The sequence below is a fragment of the Bartonella sp. AP30XZML genome (genome assembly GCF_042195945.1).
Taxonomy (GTDB): domain Bacteria; phylum Pseudomonadota; class Alphaproteobacteria; order Rhizobiales; family Rhizobiaceae; genus Bartonella.
Genome location: NZ_JBHIPJ010000035.1, coordinates 19,569 through 36,909 on the forward strand (window position 1 = coordinate 19,569; position 17,341 = coordinate 36,909).

Genomic DNA, 17,341 nt, shown 5'->3' on the forward strand with positions numbered 1-17,341 from the left:
GTACTATGATCGAGCGTTCTTTTTCTTCTCGACATATTGGGCTGCGTCCTGATGAAACACAAAAAATGCTTGATGTTTTAGAGCTTGATTGTGTTGATACACTCATTTCTCAAGCTGTTCCACACTCTATCCATTTGGGACGTTCATTGAATCTTCCAGAGGCTGCTAGTGAAGGACAAGCCTTGGAAGAACTCTCCAAGATGATGGAGCGTAACCATGTGCACAAAAGTTTTATTGGGCAAGGATATCATGGAACTTATGTGCCTCCGGTTATTTTACGAAATCTGTTTGAAAATCCTGCTTGGTATACTGCTTATACGCCTTATCAAGCAGAAATTAGCCAGGGTCGTTTAGAGCTTTTATTTTATTTTCAGACATTGGTTAGTGAACTAACAGGTTTGCCTGTTTCTGCTGCTTCCCTTCTTGATGAAGCAACTGCTTTAGCTGAAGCCAATGCCCTTGCTTTTCGCTTTTTCCGTGAGAAAAAAACAAAAATTTCTCTTCAGAGTCTTTTACACCCTCAGACTTTGAGTGTTGCGCAAACGCGTGCTGAAACACAAGGGATTCAGATTAGCCAAAATGGCGAAATTGATTCTGATACAGCGGCAATTGTTTTATCTTGGCCAGATACAAAAGGCTCTTTTCATGATTACAGTGAGATCATAAAAGAGGCAAAGGAAAAGGGAGCTTTAGTTATCGTTGTAGCTGATCCTTTAGCGCTTACCCTTCAGGAGCCACCTTCTCAATGGGGGGCAGATATCGTTGTTGGCTCTATGCAGCGTTATGGCGTTCCGATGGGATTTGGTGGTCCACATGCTGGTTACCTTGCCGTGAGTGATGCGTTAACGCGTCTTATTCCAGGGCGTATTGTTGGTCAATCCGTGGATACCAAAGGACGCGTTGGTTTTCGTTTAGCTTTGCAAACACGTGAACAACATATTCGGCGCGATAAAGCGACGTCAAATATTTGTACAGCGCAGGCTTTGTTGGCTAATATGGCAACCGCTTATGCTGTTTGGCATGGGCCAAAAGGCTTACAAGAAATTGCGCAGCGAATTCATCATTTAACATGTCGTTTTGTTGCTGGTTTAGAAGCAGCAGGGGTTCATGTTGAAGGGAAAAGCTTTTTTGATTGTGTGAGTATTTCTGTTAAGGGAAAAGCGCGAGAAATTGCGCATCAAGCCAAAATAGGTGGGCGCCTTATTCGTGTTCTCGATGATGACACTATTGCAATCAATTTTGATGAATTATCGACAGAAGAAGATGCTGGTGCTTTAGCGCAGCTTTTTGGGGCAAAATTAGGCGATCGGGTTTCTCCACGACTCTTTGGAAAAAAACGGGATGCTGCTTTTCTTTCTCAGCCTTTTTTTCATGCGGTTCATTCAGAGACAGATATGATGCGCTTTTTGCGTCGTTTGGCGGATAAGGATTTGGCGCTGGATCGCGCTATGATCCCTCTTGGTTCTTGTACAATGAAGCTTAATGCCGCGGCTGAATTAATGCCTGTAAGTTGGGCTAGCATGGCCAATATACACCCCTTTGTTTCACAAGAGGATGCAGCGGGTTATTTGGAGATGATAAACCAGTTAAATGCGTGGTTGTGCGAAATTACAGGATTTGCGCAAGTTTCTTTTCAGCCAAATTCTGGTGCTCAAGGTGAATATGCTGGGCTTTTGGCTATCCGACGATATTACCAATCACGGAGAGAACATCAACGTACAGTTTGTCTTATTCCTGCATCTGCGCATGGTACCAATCCAGCCTCGGCCCATATGGCAGGGATGGAAGTCGTTGTGGTAAAATGTTTAAGCGATGGTGATGTTGATGTAGACGATCTCAAGATGAAAGCGCAATTGCATAAAGATAAATTGGCCGCTCTCATGATTACTTATCCTTCAACCCATGGTGTTTATGAAGAAAGTATTAAGGAAATTTGTTCTATTATTCATGAAAATGGCGGACAAGTTTATTTTGATGGTGCTAATCTCAATGCCCTTGTTGGTCTTGCTCGTCCTGCGGATATTGGCGCTGATGTTTGTCATATGAATCTTCATAAAACATTTGCTATTCCTCATGGTGGTGGTGGTCCTGGTATGGGACCAATTGGAGTTGCAGCGCATCTCAAACCATTCTTACCAGGTCATGAACAAGATGGGACAACACATGCGGTTTCGGCTGCTCCTTATGGAAGTGCGTCTATTCTTGCGATTACATGGATGTATATTCGAATGATGGGGGCTGATGGCTTAAAATATGCAACACAAATAGCCATTTTAAATGCCAATTATATTGCTGCACGTCTTTCAGCTGCTTATTCCATTCTTTATCGGGGCAAGCATGGACGTGTTGCGCACGAATGTATTGTGGATACACGCGTGTTGAAAGAGCAGTATGGGGTGAGTGTTGATGATATTGCAAAACGTCTCATTGATTATGGATTCCATGCGCCCACGATGTCGTTTCCTGTTCCGGGAACTTTGATGATTGAGCCAACGGAATCGGAACCAAAAGCAGAGATTGATCGTTTTTGTGATGCTTTACTCTCTATTGCTGAAGAAGCTAAGAAAGTTGGTAGCGGGGTTTGGCCAAAAGACAATAATCCATTGGTGAATGCCCCTCATACAGTGGCAGATACTTTAGATGATGCTTGGGCACGACCCTATTCGCGACAAGAAGCTGCTTTTCCCAACAGTTTTCTTGATCCAGCCAATAAATATTGGCCTCCTGTATCGCGTATTGATAATGTTGCGGGAGACAGAATGCTCATTTGTTCGTGCCCGCCATTGGGAAATACCTATTAAATAACAAATATGTATTTAATTTGTTTATTTGCATAAACAAAAAAGCCCACACATTTTGTGTGGGTTTTATGCTTGTTGATCATGTTACTATGGAATTATTTGTCTATTTTCTAGAATTTTGCATTGTTTTTTTATAACATGAGCAAAATCAAAAAAGTCGACAAAAAGCTGTGTTTTGTCGGCAATAGGCATGCTCTCCTTTGCCTTCTACCGTATGGCATGGTTTTAGTGACTAGGCGGCATCGGTCTCGCCAGCTAGTTCACGTAAACGAGAGCGAAACCTACGGGGGATAGGGTCACGTCTGTTGCATGTGTTGTGATATACTCCTTCTCACTAGGGTGACGACGACCGGTTGTAGAAAGAATAAAATCAATTTTAGTGTTTTTGATGATAAAGACACGCGAAACTCTGTTGTTGCATCTTTTCGAGTCAAGAATTGTCTAAATATTTCTCTTTAATCTGCTTTTTGTAAATATGACGCAAAAATATGTAAAAACACCTGTTAGAATGAGCAAACGCAAAGCCAAATGTATTATGGGTGTTTTTTACAAGGTGTCTTATAAAAAGCCGGCACATCTTTCCACTTCATTGCAAGTCAGTTTGTAACTTTACAGCGCTGTTTTTCTAAGAGCTCGTGTGCTTTAGCTGTTGCCTGTAAATCAACATCCAAACTTAACGCAGCCACATGTTTTGAGTCAGAGATTGAGAAAAAAAGAGCTTTATGAGTAGTTCCAGCTTTTGTCTGTCAGATGAGGGCGAGGGGATTGCGTATTTCTGTTGACGTAACCTTTGAAACTGGAAGACAATCTCATTTTGGGAAAATGTAAAGCCGTAAAGGTAAAACTCAATCCTCAGTTTGTCATCTCCTTTTAATTCAGCTTTGCGGCTTTCAAAAGCATTTAAAGCAATGTTTTTTTAATAATGGGGATTGCACATTGCTCCACACTTTTATTTATTGTGTTTTTTAATGGGGGCACGACCCTCATGTAAAACAGAACGCTCCAAAAAGAATATACTTGGGTTGTTAATTCACATGTTTGTTTTAAAGAGATATTTCGCTCCTAATCCCATTTCGCGACGGCGCTTGTGAATGGTGTAAGGGTAAATCTATTGATCCCCCAATCTTTACGCTTCATAACGGAGTAAGCCGGCACTATCCATACACTTTGCCAGCGCCTAATGTTATAGCTCTTGGCACTATGGTTCATAAGAGGCATTATTCTTTTCTTAAATCATTTTTATCTACACATAGTCCAGCTTGTGGTATGCAAGCGAATGATTTTAATTGGGAAATTAATTTTAAAAACTTTGTAGTAGATTCTTTTTTGTCAATTTATGGGGAAAGGCTAAGTTTTTGTATTTTAGATGAAAGCTACTTCCATAAAACAGTCCATTAACTTGTCTGTTTTGAGATTTCTGTGAATGTACGGTATCTATGACCATTCTATGTGGTTGATTGTTGTAAAATCTTTTGTAAAAGCCCCTCAATTTTCTAAAATGATGATTTTTATCAATTTATTTCTTTATGGCTAAAGAGTTTTTATGTGTAAATGTATTTATAGCGGGAGCCAAGAGATGTTAGAATTTCATTGGGGAGGGTATCGGCATCTATAGATACTTTTTCAAGTGTTTGATGGCGACCAATGAGCTCTACCCAGTCACCAGTTTGAGGTTTTTGTTCAAGATCGGTCGTATCTACAATAATGGAATCCATAGAAACCCGCCCAACCATGGGAAGTTTGTGCCCGTTGAAATAAACAGTTCCTTTATTCGAAAGAGCACGGAGCCAGCCGTCTGCGTAGCCTATAGAAATGGTTGCAAGAGTGCTTGGTCTGTTGGTTATAAAGCTTTCTGCATAACCAACAGGTGCTCCTATATCAACAACGCGGCTTTGAATGACTTGGGCTTCAAGTTTTAAAACAGGTTTCAGAGGTGATGGGTGTTTTCCCCGCGGATCAACTCCGTAAAGTGCAATGCCTGGACGAACAAGATCAAAATAAAAATCTGATCCTAGAAAGATACCTCCAGAATTGGCAAAGGAAACTTTGCAAGCAGGCAATTGCGCAAGGATAGTTTTGAAAGAAGTCAATTGGGCATAATTTGATGGGTGGGTATCATCTTCTCCGTTAGAAAGATGACTAAGAATATATTTTATTTCTGCTTTTTCGAAAATTGTAGGGTGTTTGATGAGTTTTTGTAACTCTTTTTGATCCAGTCCTAATCGGTTCATATGGGTATCGATTTGAACAATTGCTGGAAATTTTTTATCTTTTTTTTGACAAATTTTTTGCCAATTTTCAATGGCATTCCAAGAGTTTAGAACAGGAACAATACCAGATTGTGCGACAAACTCTTCTGCTAAGTGTGGAAGTCCATTCAGAAGGGCAATCGTGACATTTGATGGTAAAATGCTTTTTAATTGGAGTGCTTCTCTGATTTGTGCGACAAAAAAAGTGCGACAACCAGCTTGATAAAGGGCAGGAGCAATTTTGTGAGCTCCTAATCCATAGGCATTTGCTTTTACAACTGCTGAACATTGTGTTGGAGCTACACGTTTGGCTAAAGTGATATAATTGGCAACAATGGCACTGACATCGATGGTTGCTACAGCTGTATAGAGTGATGTATTTATTTCATCATTAACGGATTTGTTCATTTTAAAAGCTTATCTGTGTTCGTGAAATACGGAGTTTTTTTGGTTGTTTCATTGAGGTTCTTTACGATATAGGGGAAAGACACTATTTGCTATGGTCAAAATCATAAGAAGCCTATGCTGCCATTAAAGTCATTTTTTATGTAAAATGGTACTCTGGATATAAGAGATAGTTTAGTTTTATTTGTGTTGTTATCAACATGGTATCTTCTAATGATTTGTAAAACATAGACTTTTTTACTTATTTGCCCTCGTTTAGGCATATAAAAAAATAAACATAATTTATTGTATTGTATCATTTTGAAGAGTGCAATGTTAGACTATTATTGCTGGTGTGATTGTTTTGATTAAATATTGCATTGGCTTCTTATTTAGAGAAGGTAAAATGATTAAATTAACCACGTTAAATCAATGCATTACAAGTTTTCTACCATGAGAGGGAAGATCACTCATCTGTGCAATTTTGGATGTTGTCTCATGCACTTAAAATTATTTTTATTGAATAGAAAACAGTGTAAACACTTTTTGATACATTAAAACTGTTGATTTAGAAAACTCGTTGATTTGGATATTATTTGTTTTCAAGATGGATTGGGTATCCAGTATTTACTTTCTAGTCTTTGATTGGTTTTAAGTGAAATCAATTTTATCGCTTATAGAGTGCACTAGACTCATTTATTTAATTTTGACATAAAAGTGTTAACCTTGAGGTTTTTGTGTTGAGAAAATTGTTGGCAGATGGTTGTGCAAGTACTATATCACGTCAAAGATTCGAAATTTAACGTTCAATAAAGATATGGGGAAGAGTATGAATACGTCTGCTACCAATGTTCCGTCAAGCATCAGCAGCGTTGCAAATTTTCCGATTCCTGAGAATGTGTTCGCCCTTACTGTCCAAGAGGTTTGTCATTATACAGATCGGTTATTTAAATTCCGTCTGAATCGTCCGGAAAGTTTTCGTTTTCGTTCGGGTGAGTTTGTTATGATCGGTTTGCCAAATGCAGAAAAGCCGATTTATCGTGCTTATTCGATTGCAAGTCCCTTTTGGGATGAACAGCTTGAGTTTTTTTCGATAAAAGTTCCAGGGGGACCTTTAACCGAGCATCTCCAAAAAATTAAAATTGGTGATACAGTTCTCATGCGTAAAAAATCTACAGGAACGCTGGTGCTTGATGCTCTTATTCCTGGAAAACGTCTTTATCTTCTTTCAACTGGGACGGGGATTGCTCCTTTTGCAAGCCTTATTCGTGATCCTGAAGCTTATGAAAAATTTGCAGAAGTTGTCCTTATTCAAACAACGCGCGAAAAAAATGAGTTAATTTATGCAAAAGATCTTGTTTCCTCTTTGCAACAAGATCCACTCATTGGAGAGTATGCACAACAGTTGAGATTTTATCCTATGACTACTCGTGAAGCTTCTGAGCATATGGGCCGTATTACGACTGTTATGGAAAGTGGGGACTTTTTTGAAACAACAGGACTTCCTAAGATTCATCCTGATGAGGATCGGGTGATGATTTGTGGTTCCATGGCTATGTTAAAAGATTGCGCAAGGATGTGTGAAAGCTTTGGTCTTGTTGAAGGGGCCAATAATGCTCCTGCTACTTATGTTGTAGAGCGCGCTTTTGTGGAGTAATGAGTGGGAAAGTTGATGCTTTATCTTCTTTCAAACCGGTACGTGTTTTTTTCTTTTGCAAGCTTTATTCGTGAGCCTGACATTTATGAAAAATTTTCAGAAGTTGTTCTTATTTAAATAACGCGCGAAAAGAATGAGTCAATTTGTGCAAAAGATCTTGTTTCCTTTTTGCAATAAGATCCACTCATTGTGGGGCATATGCACAACAGTTGAAATTTTATCCTATGACCACTCGTGAGCTTTCTGAGCATATGGGGCGTATTACGACTGTTATGGAGAGTGGGTGCTTTTTTGAAACAAGCGGCTTTGAAACAATAGCACTTCCCCAAATTCATCTCGATGAAGATTGGGTGATGATTTGTGTTTCCATGGCAATGTTAAAAGGTTGCGCAAGAATGTGTGAAAGCTTTGGTCTTGTTGAAGGGACTGATATTCTTGCACTTTAACATTATATTGTAGAAAGAGCTTTTTTCGAGGGAGAGGGAAGTTGTGATGCGGTATATGCTAATGCAGTAATCGAATCCCAATCACTTATGGCAATAAGTTTTTGGGGCGCTATCCAAGAACCTCCAACGCAGAAGACATTGGGCAGTTGGAGCCATTGTGGTGCACTTTTTTGTGTAATACCGCCTGTTGGGCAAAACCAGATATCAGAGAAGGGAGATGCTAAAGCTTCGATGAAGGAAATACCTCCAGCAGCTTCAGCAGGGAAAAATTTAAGATATGAATAGCCTTTGTTTAATGCTTGCATGAGTTCACTTGGGGTCATTGCAGCGGGAAGAAGGGGAATTTCACTATTTTTTGCACAATTGATTAGTTCATTGGATAATCCGGGGCTTACAATAAACTTGGCTCCAGCTTGTTCGGCTTTTTCGTAATGTGTTGTGTTGAGAATTGTGCCGGCTCCAACAATTGCTTCAGGGACTTCTTGTGTGATTTTCTGAATTGCTTTGAGGGCATTTGGTGTTCGCAAGGTGATCTCAATTGTTTTTAATCCACCTTTGACAAGAGCGCGTGTTAAGGGTACAGCACTTTGTAGATTGTCAATGAGTAAAATAGGTATGACAGTTTGTCCTTGGAGATATAATAAAAGCTTTTTTCTTTTTTGGCACATGATATTTTTTCTTCTTGGAGATGATATTATTTGTATCGTTTGATTAAGCACAATATGTTAAAGAGTACATGAATAAATCTTGAAATTGAATGAAACGCGCGTTATGGCAAAACACATGGAAAAGAATTTTAAAGTTGCTGCACTTTATTGCTTTGCAGATTTGAAGCATTATCATCAATTACAAAAACCTTTGCAGGATTTATGTCAAGCAAAGGATATCAAAGGCACTCTGCTTTTAGCACAAGAGGGCATTAATGGAACAGTTGCTGGTTCTTGTGATGCGATTGAGGCATTGGTGGGTTTTATTACGGCTGAGCCAGCGTTTCAAACGCCGGAGATTAAATATTCATGGGCATCAAAAATGCCTTTTCATCGCATGAAAGTGCGGTTGAAAAAAGAGATTGTGACAATGGGGGTTGAAGGGGTTGATCCGCTAAAAGTTGTTGGTACTTATGTCGATCCTGAAGATTGGAATGCTCTTATTCAAGATGAAGAGACAATTTTAATCGATACACGGAATGACTATGAATATGCGATAGGGAGTTTTCAAGGAGCGATTGATCCGCAGATTAAAACATTTCGCGAATTTCCTGAATGGGTGCGTAAACATGAGGCTGAGTTAAAGAAAAAAAAGAAAATTGCTATGTTTTGTACAGGCGGCATTCGGTGTGAAAAATCAACAGCTTATGTTCGTGATCTTGGTTATGAGCAAGTCTACCATCTAAAAGGAGGTATTCTGAAATATTTAGAAAAAATTCCAAAAGAGAAGAGTTTATGGTGGGGTGAGTGTTTTGTTTTTGATGAGCGTGTTTCTGTTCAACATGGTCTTGAAGAATGTGGACGCGAATTATGTCGTGCGTGTCGTTCTCCTCTTAATGCTGAAAGCAAATTATCGCCTCATTATGAGGAAGGTGTTTCCTGTGATGCTTGTTATAACACGCGTAGTGAAGCCGATAGAGAGCGCTTTCGTGAGCGCCATAGGCAATTTCAATTGTTGAAGTTGCGTGCAATTGATTCTCATCAAGGGACATAAGGATATCGCAGTGTAGAGTTTTAAGTTGTAGCGTTTTTCTCTTAAATTTAAGAGAGAAGAGTTTTTTAATATTGGTAGAAAAATATTTTATAAGACCGGATATTATTCGGTCTTTTTGTTTATGTTAAATTATTTGACTTATAAATAATCATTATAGATTGTTCGCTCTCCTTGACTTTATAGGATTGAGTTTTCAGATACTTTTCATTTTAAAATAGAAAAGCCGTTCACCAACAGCGCAGAGGAGGGAGATTTATAGTTTAAGAGAAAAGCGTATGAATAAGATGTGATTAATAAGAGGAGATGAAAAAGCAGATGCTAGGTGGAAAAAATAAAATGATAATAGGAGTTTATGATTTCAGAATTTAATATAATACATTAATTTATAATGATAATTTATTTTCATTTGAATAAAATAGTTCAATATTGTGAACTTTATTGCTTTCAGATTAGATGAGAACGAATCGCGTAAAATTCATTCACTTGTACGTTGCAAATGGGAGCAACGTGTGGACAAAAATCATTTTAGATAAGGTGTTATGAAACATTTCAATGTAGGAGTTTCTGCAATATTGGGAGTTGGCAGATAGAATGGGAGCGTTTGTTTTTAATTTCATAAGTATAAAGAGGGTGAGATGTAGTTGATCTATATCATACAAGCTATATTATACGGGGAATTCTTCATGATATTTTGCTTAAGCGATGCTGTGAAATGAATGTGGAAGTAGGGGTGTTTTTTAGGATGTAAATGAGAAAGATGATGGCGTTTTGTTGGGGGAAGGACACGTTATCTTTAAAGACGATGGTGCTTCAGTCGTTACTATCCTCAGTCTTCAATGTTGGTCATCTTTGCATTTGAGAGGATATATAAGAGGTACTCCTTTTTTCAATTGTTTTTTATTTGTGATGCGCAAAAGAATGATTTTAATTGATTCATTGTAAGAGGGTTGAAATAAGAGGATTTTATAATGGGATTTTTGTTTAAGGGCACAATAATAAATTGTCATTATAAATTAAGTTTTGAATAATTTATTTTGCGTTATTTTCTGCTGCGGATATTAGGAGATAGAATAGGGTAAAGAAACGAGGGGCTTTAAACACAAGACAGTGATTTATGTTGCACGGATAATGTAAGGGGTGTGATCTCATGAAAGCGGATGGATGGCTTTGTCTGGGGGAGAGTGTTGTTTTTTTGCACCATTTTATCTTTAAGAATTAAAAAATGTTTAAAATTAAAAAAATGATTGAAATGAGAAAGGATTCGTTTTATAGGATGCCTTGCCCAAAGTCGCACGTGCCTGTGGGTGTCCGCTGGTTCTCAAATGGTGAGATTAACCGGTACGGTACCTGGAACTAACCGCTCCAGTCATTCTTACAGCCAATTGCAAGAATGAGGACATCTTGAAGCAACGACGGTGCGGGCCTTTCTGGTGTCTTCCAGCTTTTAAATGCTGGGATAACTATAGAGGCACACCTCATTGCCTTCAGTGCGGAAGTGGTTTTCTCAACTCCAATCAAAAAGGCAGATAAAATAGAATAACGCGGCTTCGCGCTGTTCTTTCGCTGCATGCAATGCTAATTTCTGATTTTTTGTAATCAGAATGGGGATGGTTGTTGTGTGTTTTTTGTCCTTTAGCTTTTGGCAGCTTTGGCTGTCCAAGCATAGAGTGGGGGAGCTTTCCCTCAAGGAGAATTGCAGATGGCAACGCAACGTATTCGCGATTTTCTTGCAACACATCGTTCTGAAGGTCCATGCTTAATTGTTGACCTTGATGTTGTTCGTGACAACTATTTAAATTTTGAAAAAGCTCTGCCGCAGTCTCGTATTTTTTACGCAATAAAGGCAAATCCAGCTCCTGAAATCTTGCGTTTGCTGAGTTCTTTAGGATCTTCTTTTGATGCGGCTTCTGTTGCAGAAATTGAAATGGCTTTAAAAGCAGGAGCAACGTCAGAGCGTATTTCTTTTGGGAATACGATTAAAAAAGAGCGTGATATTGCACGAGCATATGCATTGGGAGTTTCACTTTATGCCGTTGATTGTGTTGAAGAAGTGGAAAAAATTGCGCGTGTTGCTCCAGGAACACGTGTTTTTTGCCGTGTTCTTACCGATGGCAAAGGTGCAGAGTGGCCATTGTCACGCAAATTCGGTTGTGTTCCAGCTATGGCGGTTGATGTTCTAAGACGGGCACACCAATTGGGTTTGCAAGCCTACGGTGTTTCTTTTCATGTTGGATCTCAGCAGGTTGATCTGAGTGCGTGGGATCGTGCTTTATCGGATGCTTCTACAGTTTTTAAGCGCTTGGAACAAGAAGGTATTTCACTAAGGTTGGTGAATATGGGGGGCGGTTTTCCAACGCGTTATTTGAAAGATGTCCCTACAGAACAAGCTTATGGTACAGCAGTTTTTGATTCATTGAAAAAGCATTTTGGTAATCGTATCCCTGAGACGATTATTGAGCCAGGACGTGCGATGGTTGGCAATGCTGGTGTTATTCGTACAGAAGTTGTTCTAATATCTAAAAAAGCTGATAATGATAATGTACGATGGGTTTATCTTGATATTGGAAAATTTAATGGTCTTGCTGAGACTATGGATGAAGCCATTCGTTATCCTATTGAGACACCTCATGATGATAAGGTAATGGAGCCTTGTATTTTGGCTGGACCAACATGCGATTCGGTAGATGTTCTCTATGAAAAAACACCTTATCCGCTTCCTCTATCCCTAACGATAGGAGATGAAATATTGATTCATGGAACGGGTGCTTACACAACAACTTACGCATCGGTTGCTTTTAATGGTTTTGAGCCTTTACGATCATATGTGATCTGAGGTTTCCTTTTAACTATAGTTTTTTTAGACTTTTTGCTATGCTCGTCATGGCGCTATAAGAGGGCGGTCATTGAGATGAACATGATGAACTTTCAAACAAAAGATGGGGCATGTTTTACACTTTTATTGGAGCAAGAAACCGATAAGCCTTATCGAGAAATTTTGCTTGATTCAACGATGGGGTATGGACGTAAACGTAAATCATCAGAGGCTTTACGTCGTGGTCGGTTAGCTGCTCAAGGACTTTCTTTTGTGGTTAAAAATGCGCTTGGAGAGCTTGTGGGAAGTGTCCGTCTTTGGCATGTTTCTTTTTCTAAAAGAAAAAATAAAACACAACATGCTTTACTTTTGGGCCCCTTGGCTGTTGCATCTGAATGTGCTGGTATGGGAATAGGATCAATTTTAGTCCGCCATGCAATTGAAACAGCAAAAAAATTGGGATATGGCGCCATTTTGCTGGTAGGGGATTTTGAATTTTATCAACGTTTTGGCTTTTCAAATAGTTTAACAGAAAATTTGGCAATGCCTGGTCCTTACGAAAAGCATCGCTTTCAAGCGTTGGAACTGATACCACATTATCTTTCTGGGTGTTATGGCACTTTGGTTCCTAGTGGAGAACGAGAAGTTTCAAATCGTTTTCAGCATCATAAAGTGGCTTGAAGATCGTGTTTATTTTGTTTTTCAACAGCTGGCATTGAGGAGAGCATACTGTTTTGGCTAGAGCCAAAGTATTTAGCGGTACAAAGTTTTTGGGGAGTTGTATTGCGATTTTATTATATGGCTGGTTTCTTATTTTTGATAATTTCAGTTAAGTGAGTAGGAATATATTTTAAGCTCATTTTTTGAAATAGCGTCCTATTTTATAATATTAAAGGAACCGGATTTTTGAGTGGTTTTGTATTCTTTAAAAGCCAGTATCATCATACATTTTCCAGTTTTCAATATCGTTGGTAGATCTTGCATCGAAACGGTTGGATATTTTATTTTTTTCTTAAACAGTTTTTGTTTCTTTGCTTTTTATGTGCAAGGGAATGGTTTTGATTGATTCAATAGAGAGATATTTTGAGAAATTTTATACAATTTTAGCGCTTGTTGAAAGAGAAGGGGCTTAAGAAAGAAAAATATGCAGCAGTAGAATCAAAATTATAGGTATCAGCTTTTTTAAAAGAGTGTAAAAAATAAAATTACATGTTCAAAAGCAGCTTTTTTGAAAAAAATATATAATTACTTTTTTACTATAAAGGTAAATCGTTTTGCAATTAGCATGAGAGGATCAAATACAAAATGATTTTTTCATGTAAAATTTTGCATTCAGAATCAAAAAAACGTTGTCCTACACATTATAAGGGAAATAGGTGCGTGAATAAAAATCACAAGAATCATAAATCTTTTATGAATATTCTTGTAAGACTCAAAAGAGTAAATGGCCAAGAATCTTTTAATCTTTTGTGCCCTATGGTGATAAATCAAAAATCTTATAGAAATAGCTGCTTTATCTTTATAGTGTGGAGCACGTTAGGTAAGATCTTTGTTTACCGATCATCTAAAACAATTTTTGTATGTGAGAAGTTATTTTAAAAGTGCGTAAAGAGCCTGCATTGAAAAGAATTTTTATCAGAAGAATCATTTAGAATCACATATTTATTTATACTGTCTCTTGAGAAAAGGTAAAGTGCATAGGAAGCGAGGAAAGTGATAAGGATAAAAAATATTTCTCAATTTTAATTAAGCTTAGTGATTTGGTGGTGAATCCATGAGAGGTGGTATTTTTTTGAGAAACATGGTCATAAATGTCAAAACACCAAAGATGATGGTTATGATAAAGAAAATATCACTAAAAGCCATAATCATTGCTTGTATGCGTACCATATTAAACAATTGAGAAAGAGCCAGGGTATAGGAATCAAAGGTTTCTGTTTTGAATAATAAAGTAAGCTTTGAAAGCATTTCAGTTGCTTGTCTGTTTGCGTGGTTAAGTGTTTCGGCTATTCGTTCATAATGGAAATCCGTGCGTTTTGTCATGATAGTGCTGATAATGGCAAGCCCTACAGCACCACCTAGATTCCGTGTGAGATTAAAGAGTCCAGAAGCATTTTGCATTCGTTCTGGTGGGAGTGTTCCCAAGGCAATATTATTAATAGGAACCATACATAACATTACAGAAGCACCACGGAAAACTTGCGGCCAAAAAAGCTGCCAAAAATCCCACTTATCTGTGATAGTGCTTGCCATCCAAGTGCCTATTGCAAAACCAAAAAGTCCTATTGCCATCATTAAACGTGCATCCATTCGTGCTGAAAGGAATCCTGCAAGGGGAGCCGTTAATAACATGACGAATCCTGAAAGAAACAATGTTTCTCCAATCATAAGGGCATCATAATGGCGGATTTGGCTCAAATAGACAGGATAAAGGTACGTGAGTCCATAAAGACCTATCCCCAGTGAAAAGGAAAAAATGGATGCAGCTGAAAAATTGAAATTAGAAAAAGTAGAGAGATCTACAATGGGTTCTTTTGCTGTAAAAGCACGCCAGAAAAACAAGGCGGCAGCAAGAATCATGATAATGAATAAATTCCGAACCAGTCTATCATTCAGCCAATCATGACGTGCGCCTTCTTCTAGTACATACTCTAAAGTTCCTAGAAAAACAGCCATAGAAATGAGCCCCAACCAGTCAAATTTAGCCATGAGAGATGGATTTGCTTTATCAAAATCAATCAATTTCCAAGCGAGAATTGAAATAATAATCCCAAAAGGCACATTAATGAGAAAAAGCCAGTGCCATGATAAGATATGACAAAGATAACCTCCGACCGTTGGACCAATAGTGGGGGCTAATGTTGCGACTAGTCCAACAATAGGGGTAACAATTGGGCGTTTGGAAGGAGGGAAAAGAACATAAGAGGCGACAAAAACGCTTGGGATAATTCCTCCACCAATAAAACCTTGCAATGCACGGTAGATAATCATCTCTCCAATAGATGTTGCTGTTGCACAAAGAACAGAAGTAATCGTAAACCCGATCGCTGATATGGTGAAGAAAATACGTGTTGAAAGCAATCTTCCTAAGAATCCAGAAAGGGGCAACATGATGACTTCAGCGATGAGATAGGAGGTTTGAACCCATGAAATTTCTTCAGAGCTTGCAGAAAGACCAGCTTGAACTTCGGCTAAAGAGGAGGCAACGATTTGTATATCCAAAATCGCCATGAACATGCCAAAGGCCATAACTATGAAAATCACAATGTTACGGATTTCTATGCGCTCTTGAGACTGTATGGGCTTTGGTATTGAAGATGTCATAATAATGAGGTCATTTGCTTGTTATTATAAGAGACTTTTATCTTGTGGTTTTGTACGTGTATCAACTTCTACTGAAACACTCATTCCTGCTCGGATATGTCCGGTCTTTAAGACTTCTTCTGGAATAGAAATACGTACGGGAATGCGTTGGACAATCTTTGTAAAGTTACCGGTAGCGTTTTGTGGAGGAAGAAGAGAAAAAACAGCACCTGTTGCAGGTGAAATAGAAAGCACTGTTCCTGTAAAGACCTGCTTTTTGAAGGCATCAACAGAAATATAAGCCTTTTGTCCTGCATGAATATTTTGCAACTGTGTTTCTTTATAGTTTGCTTCAATATAAAGTGCATGGATGGGGACTAACGCTGCAAGACGTTGGCCATTTACAACAAAATCTCCCGTTTTTGCTGTTAAATTTCCTATGATTCCATCAAATGGCGCGCGTATAATGGTTGAATCAAGATCACGTTGTGCTTTTTCACGCGAAAGTTCTAAACTCTTTGTTTGGCTTTCTGTTTCACTTCGTTGTGCTTCTAGTACTCGGATATTTGCACGTGCTGCAGCGATTTGTGCATCTGCTCTGTTAATATTTGCAATGGCTTGTTCATAAGCTGATTTGGCATCATCGACATCAGATTGAGGAGCATAACGATTGGCTTTCAGTTCTGTTACACGTTTTAAGATGAGTTGTGCATTGGTTGCTATGGCTGAAGCGGCTGCTTTTTGCGCTTTTGCATCATCTAAAGCACTATGAGCGGCTGTGATTTGTGCATCAATGCGTAGAAGTGTTTTTTTCTGTGTGTCAAGATGCGCTTTTGTTTGATCCAAGGCTATTTGATAATCACCATTGTCTAAGTAAAATAAAACATCGTCCTTTTTTACAACTTGGTTGGCTTTAATGGCAATTTTTGCAATATATCCATTTAATTTAGTCGCAATAGCGGCTATATCTCCTTGTACATAGGCATCTTCAGTGGATAGCATATAACGCCATTGCGTTATCCATTTGTAGCTAAACCAAAGCACAAAGAGTGCAAAGACAATAAGAAGAGCCTTGATTACTTTCTTTTTTTGCGTTTTATTGAAATTTTTGGTTGAAAAAATTGTCTCAGCTACGGACATGATTTTATACTTTCAATATTTATTTCCAATGAGTATAATAAACCCATCACTAAGATCGGGTGATATACATGCACGGACGATAAGAGCTTTTCAAACAATAAGGCGATCCCTGGTACATAATGCTAAATATATAAACTTGCAAGTTAGAGATCTTGTTTTCAAGTTAGCGGTCTTATTTTATTGCGCATTTTTTACAAAGACCTCGTACTTCTAAGGTGCTTTTATGTGCTTGGAAGTCAACAGCTTGAACCATCTGTTTTAAACTCGATACAATCGTTTGATTTTGTATTTCGTTGACTGTGCCACAGTTTTCGCAAATTATAAACGTTGTAAGTTCATGTTGACAGTTTTCAGGGTGTAAACAGACCATAAAGGCATTTACACTTTCAAGACGATGAATACACTTTAATTGTACGAGTTTTTCTAACGCACGATAAACTTGGAGAGGTGCACGAAAACCTTCTTCGCGTAAGTGATTGAGAATCGCATAAGCACTTAAAGGCCCTTTTGCATTTTTTAAAGTGTTTAAAACCAATGTTTGGTTACGCGTCAGTTTAGATGACATTGACATCTTCCTTTTGCTCTCGTGGAAAAGCATAAAGTGTGTAAGATATTTATGCAATGGTGATTATAGAATATGTACTCTATCTTTAGCCTTTTACATGACATCCTTGCGATATGTAAGAAAAGTTGCAATCGTTGTGAGGGGAGGGGTATTATAATCTGAAAGCCGCTGCTATCGGGCATGAAACTTTTATACGCTTCTTATTTTGCCTATAATTGCTTGTTGCCAATAATGTCTTGAAATAGGATTTTTTGTTCAATATTTTATTGGTATTGTTTTGGGC

Annotated in this window: 10 protein-coding genes and 1 pseudogene; 6 read left to right on the top strand and 5 right to left on the bottom strand. The window is 38.3% G+C overall.

The genetic code is table 11. The features are described 5' to 3' along the window. Positions 1–5: 5 nt before the first annotated feature. Entirely contained in the window at positions 6–2,801 is a 2,796-nt protein-coding gene (gene gcvP, locus ACFIL2_RS02280) for an aminomethyl-transferring glycine dehydrogenase (RefSeq protein WP_375680064.1), read from the top strand. A 1,541-nt stretch (positions 2,802–4,342) separates the two neighbouring features. Here gcvP and alr read toward each other — a convergent pair. Then, complete coding sequence (gene alr, locus ACFIL2_RS02285) at positions 4,343–5,458, bottom strand: alanine racemase (RefSeq protein WP_375633817.1); 1,116 nt, start codon at positions 5,456–5,458, stop codon at positions 4,343–4,345. An 805-nt stretch (positions 5,459–6,263) separates the two neighbouring features. Here alr and ACFIL2_RS02290 point away from each other — a divergent pair. Together ACFIL2_RS02290 and ACFIL2_RS02295 are read left to right on the top strand one after the other, a co-directional pair. Then, positions 6,264–7,091: a ferredoxin--NADP reductase gene (locus ACFIL2_RS02290; RefSeq protein ID WP_375633816.1), complete on the top strand. Its 828-nt coding sequence runs from the start codon at positions 6,264–6,266 to the stop codon at positions 7,089–7,091. 18 nt (positions 7,092–7,109) lie between these two features. Continuing rightward, positions 7,110–7,537 (top strand): annotated as a pseudogene (locus ACFIL2_RS02295) (ferredoxin--NADP reductase); the annotation flags it as partial. A gap of 2 nt (positions 7,538–7,539) precedes the next feature. On the opposite strand, the gene eda reads toward ACFIL2_RS02295, so the two are convergent. Next, complete coding sequence (gene eda / locus ACFIL2_RS02300) at positions 7,540–8,205, bottom strand: bifunctional 4-hydroxy-2-oxoglutarate aldolase/2-dehydro-3-deoxy-phosphogluconate aldolase (protein ID WP_375633815.1); 666 nt, start codon at positions 8,203–8,205, stop codon at positions 7,540–7,542. Positions 8,206–8,320: 115 nt separating this feature from the next. On the opposite strand from eda, the gene ACFIL2_RS02305 reads away from it, so the two are divergent. The 3 genes from ACFIL2_RS02305 (at position 8,321) to ACFIL2_RS02315 (ending at position 12,731) form a co-directional block, all read left to right on the top strand. Next, complete coding sequence (locus ACFIL2_RS02305) at positions 8,321–9,238, top strand: rhodanese-related sulfurtransferase (protein ID WP_375677088.1); 918 nt, start codon at positions 8,321–8,323, stop codon at positions 9,236–9,238. Between the two features lie 1,699 nt (positions 9,239–10,937). Further along, positions 10,938–12,071 (top strand): type III PLP-dependent enzyme, encoded by a 1,134-nt coding sequence (locus ACFIL2_RS02310; protein ID WP_375640757.1) that lies wholly within the window; start codon positions 10,938–10,940, stop codon positions 12,069–12,071. A 75-nt stretch (positions 12,072–12,146) separates the two neighbouring features. Next, complete coding sequence (locus ACFIL2_RS02315) at positions 12,147–12,731, top strand: GNAT family N-acetyltransferase (protein ID WP_375612299.1); 585 nt, start codon at positions 12,147–12,149, stop codon at positions 12,729–12,731. A gap of 1,071 nt (positions 12,732–13,802) precedes the next feature. Here the strand turns inward: ACFIL2_RS02315 and ACFIL2_RS02320 are convergent. From ACFIL2_RS02320 to ACFIL2_RS02330, 3 genes are all read right to left on the bottom strand, one after another. Beyond that, complete coding sequence (locus ACFIL2_RS02320; RefSeq protein ID WP_375634787.1) at positions 13,803–15,374, bottom strand: DHA2 family efflux MFS transporter permease subunit; 1,572 nt, start codon at positions 15,372–15,374, stop codon at positions 13,803–13,805. 24 nt (positions 15,375–15,398) lie between these two features. Continuing rightward, positions 15,399–16,493 carry an HlyD family secretion protein gene (locus ACFIL2_RS02325; protein WP_375680061.1) on the bottom strand — a complete coding sequence of 365 codons (1,095 nt, stop codon included), beginning with the start codon at positions 16,491–16,493 and terminating at the stop codon, positions 15,399–15,401. 172 nt (positions 16,494–16,665) lie between these two features. Then, positions 16,666–17,058: a Fur family transcriptional regulator gene (locus tag ACFIL2_RS02330; RefSeq protein WP_375612302.1), complete on the bottom strand. Its 393-nt coding sequence runs from the start codon at positions 17,056–17,058 to the stop codon at positions 16,666–16,668. Positions 17,059–17,341: the final 283 nt, after the last annotated feature.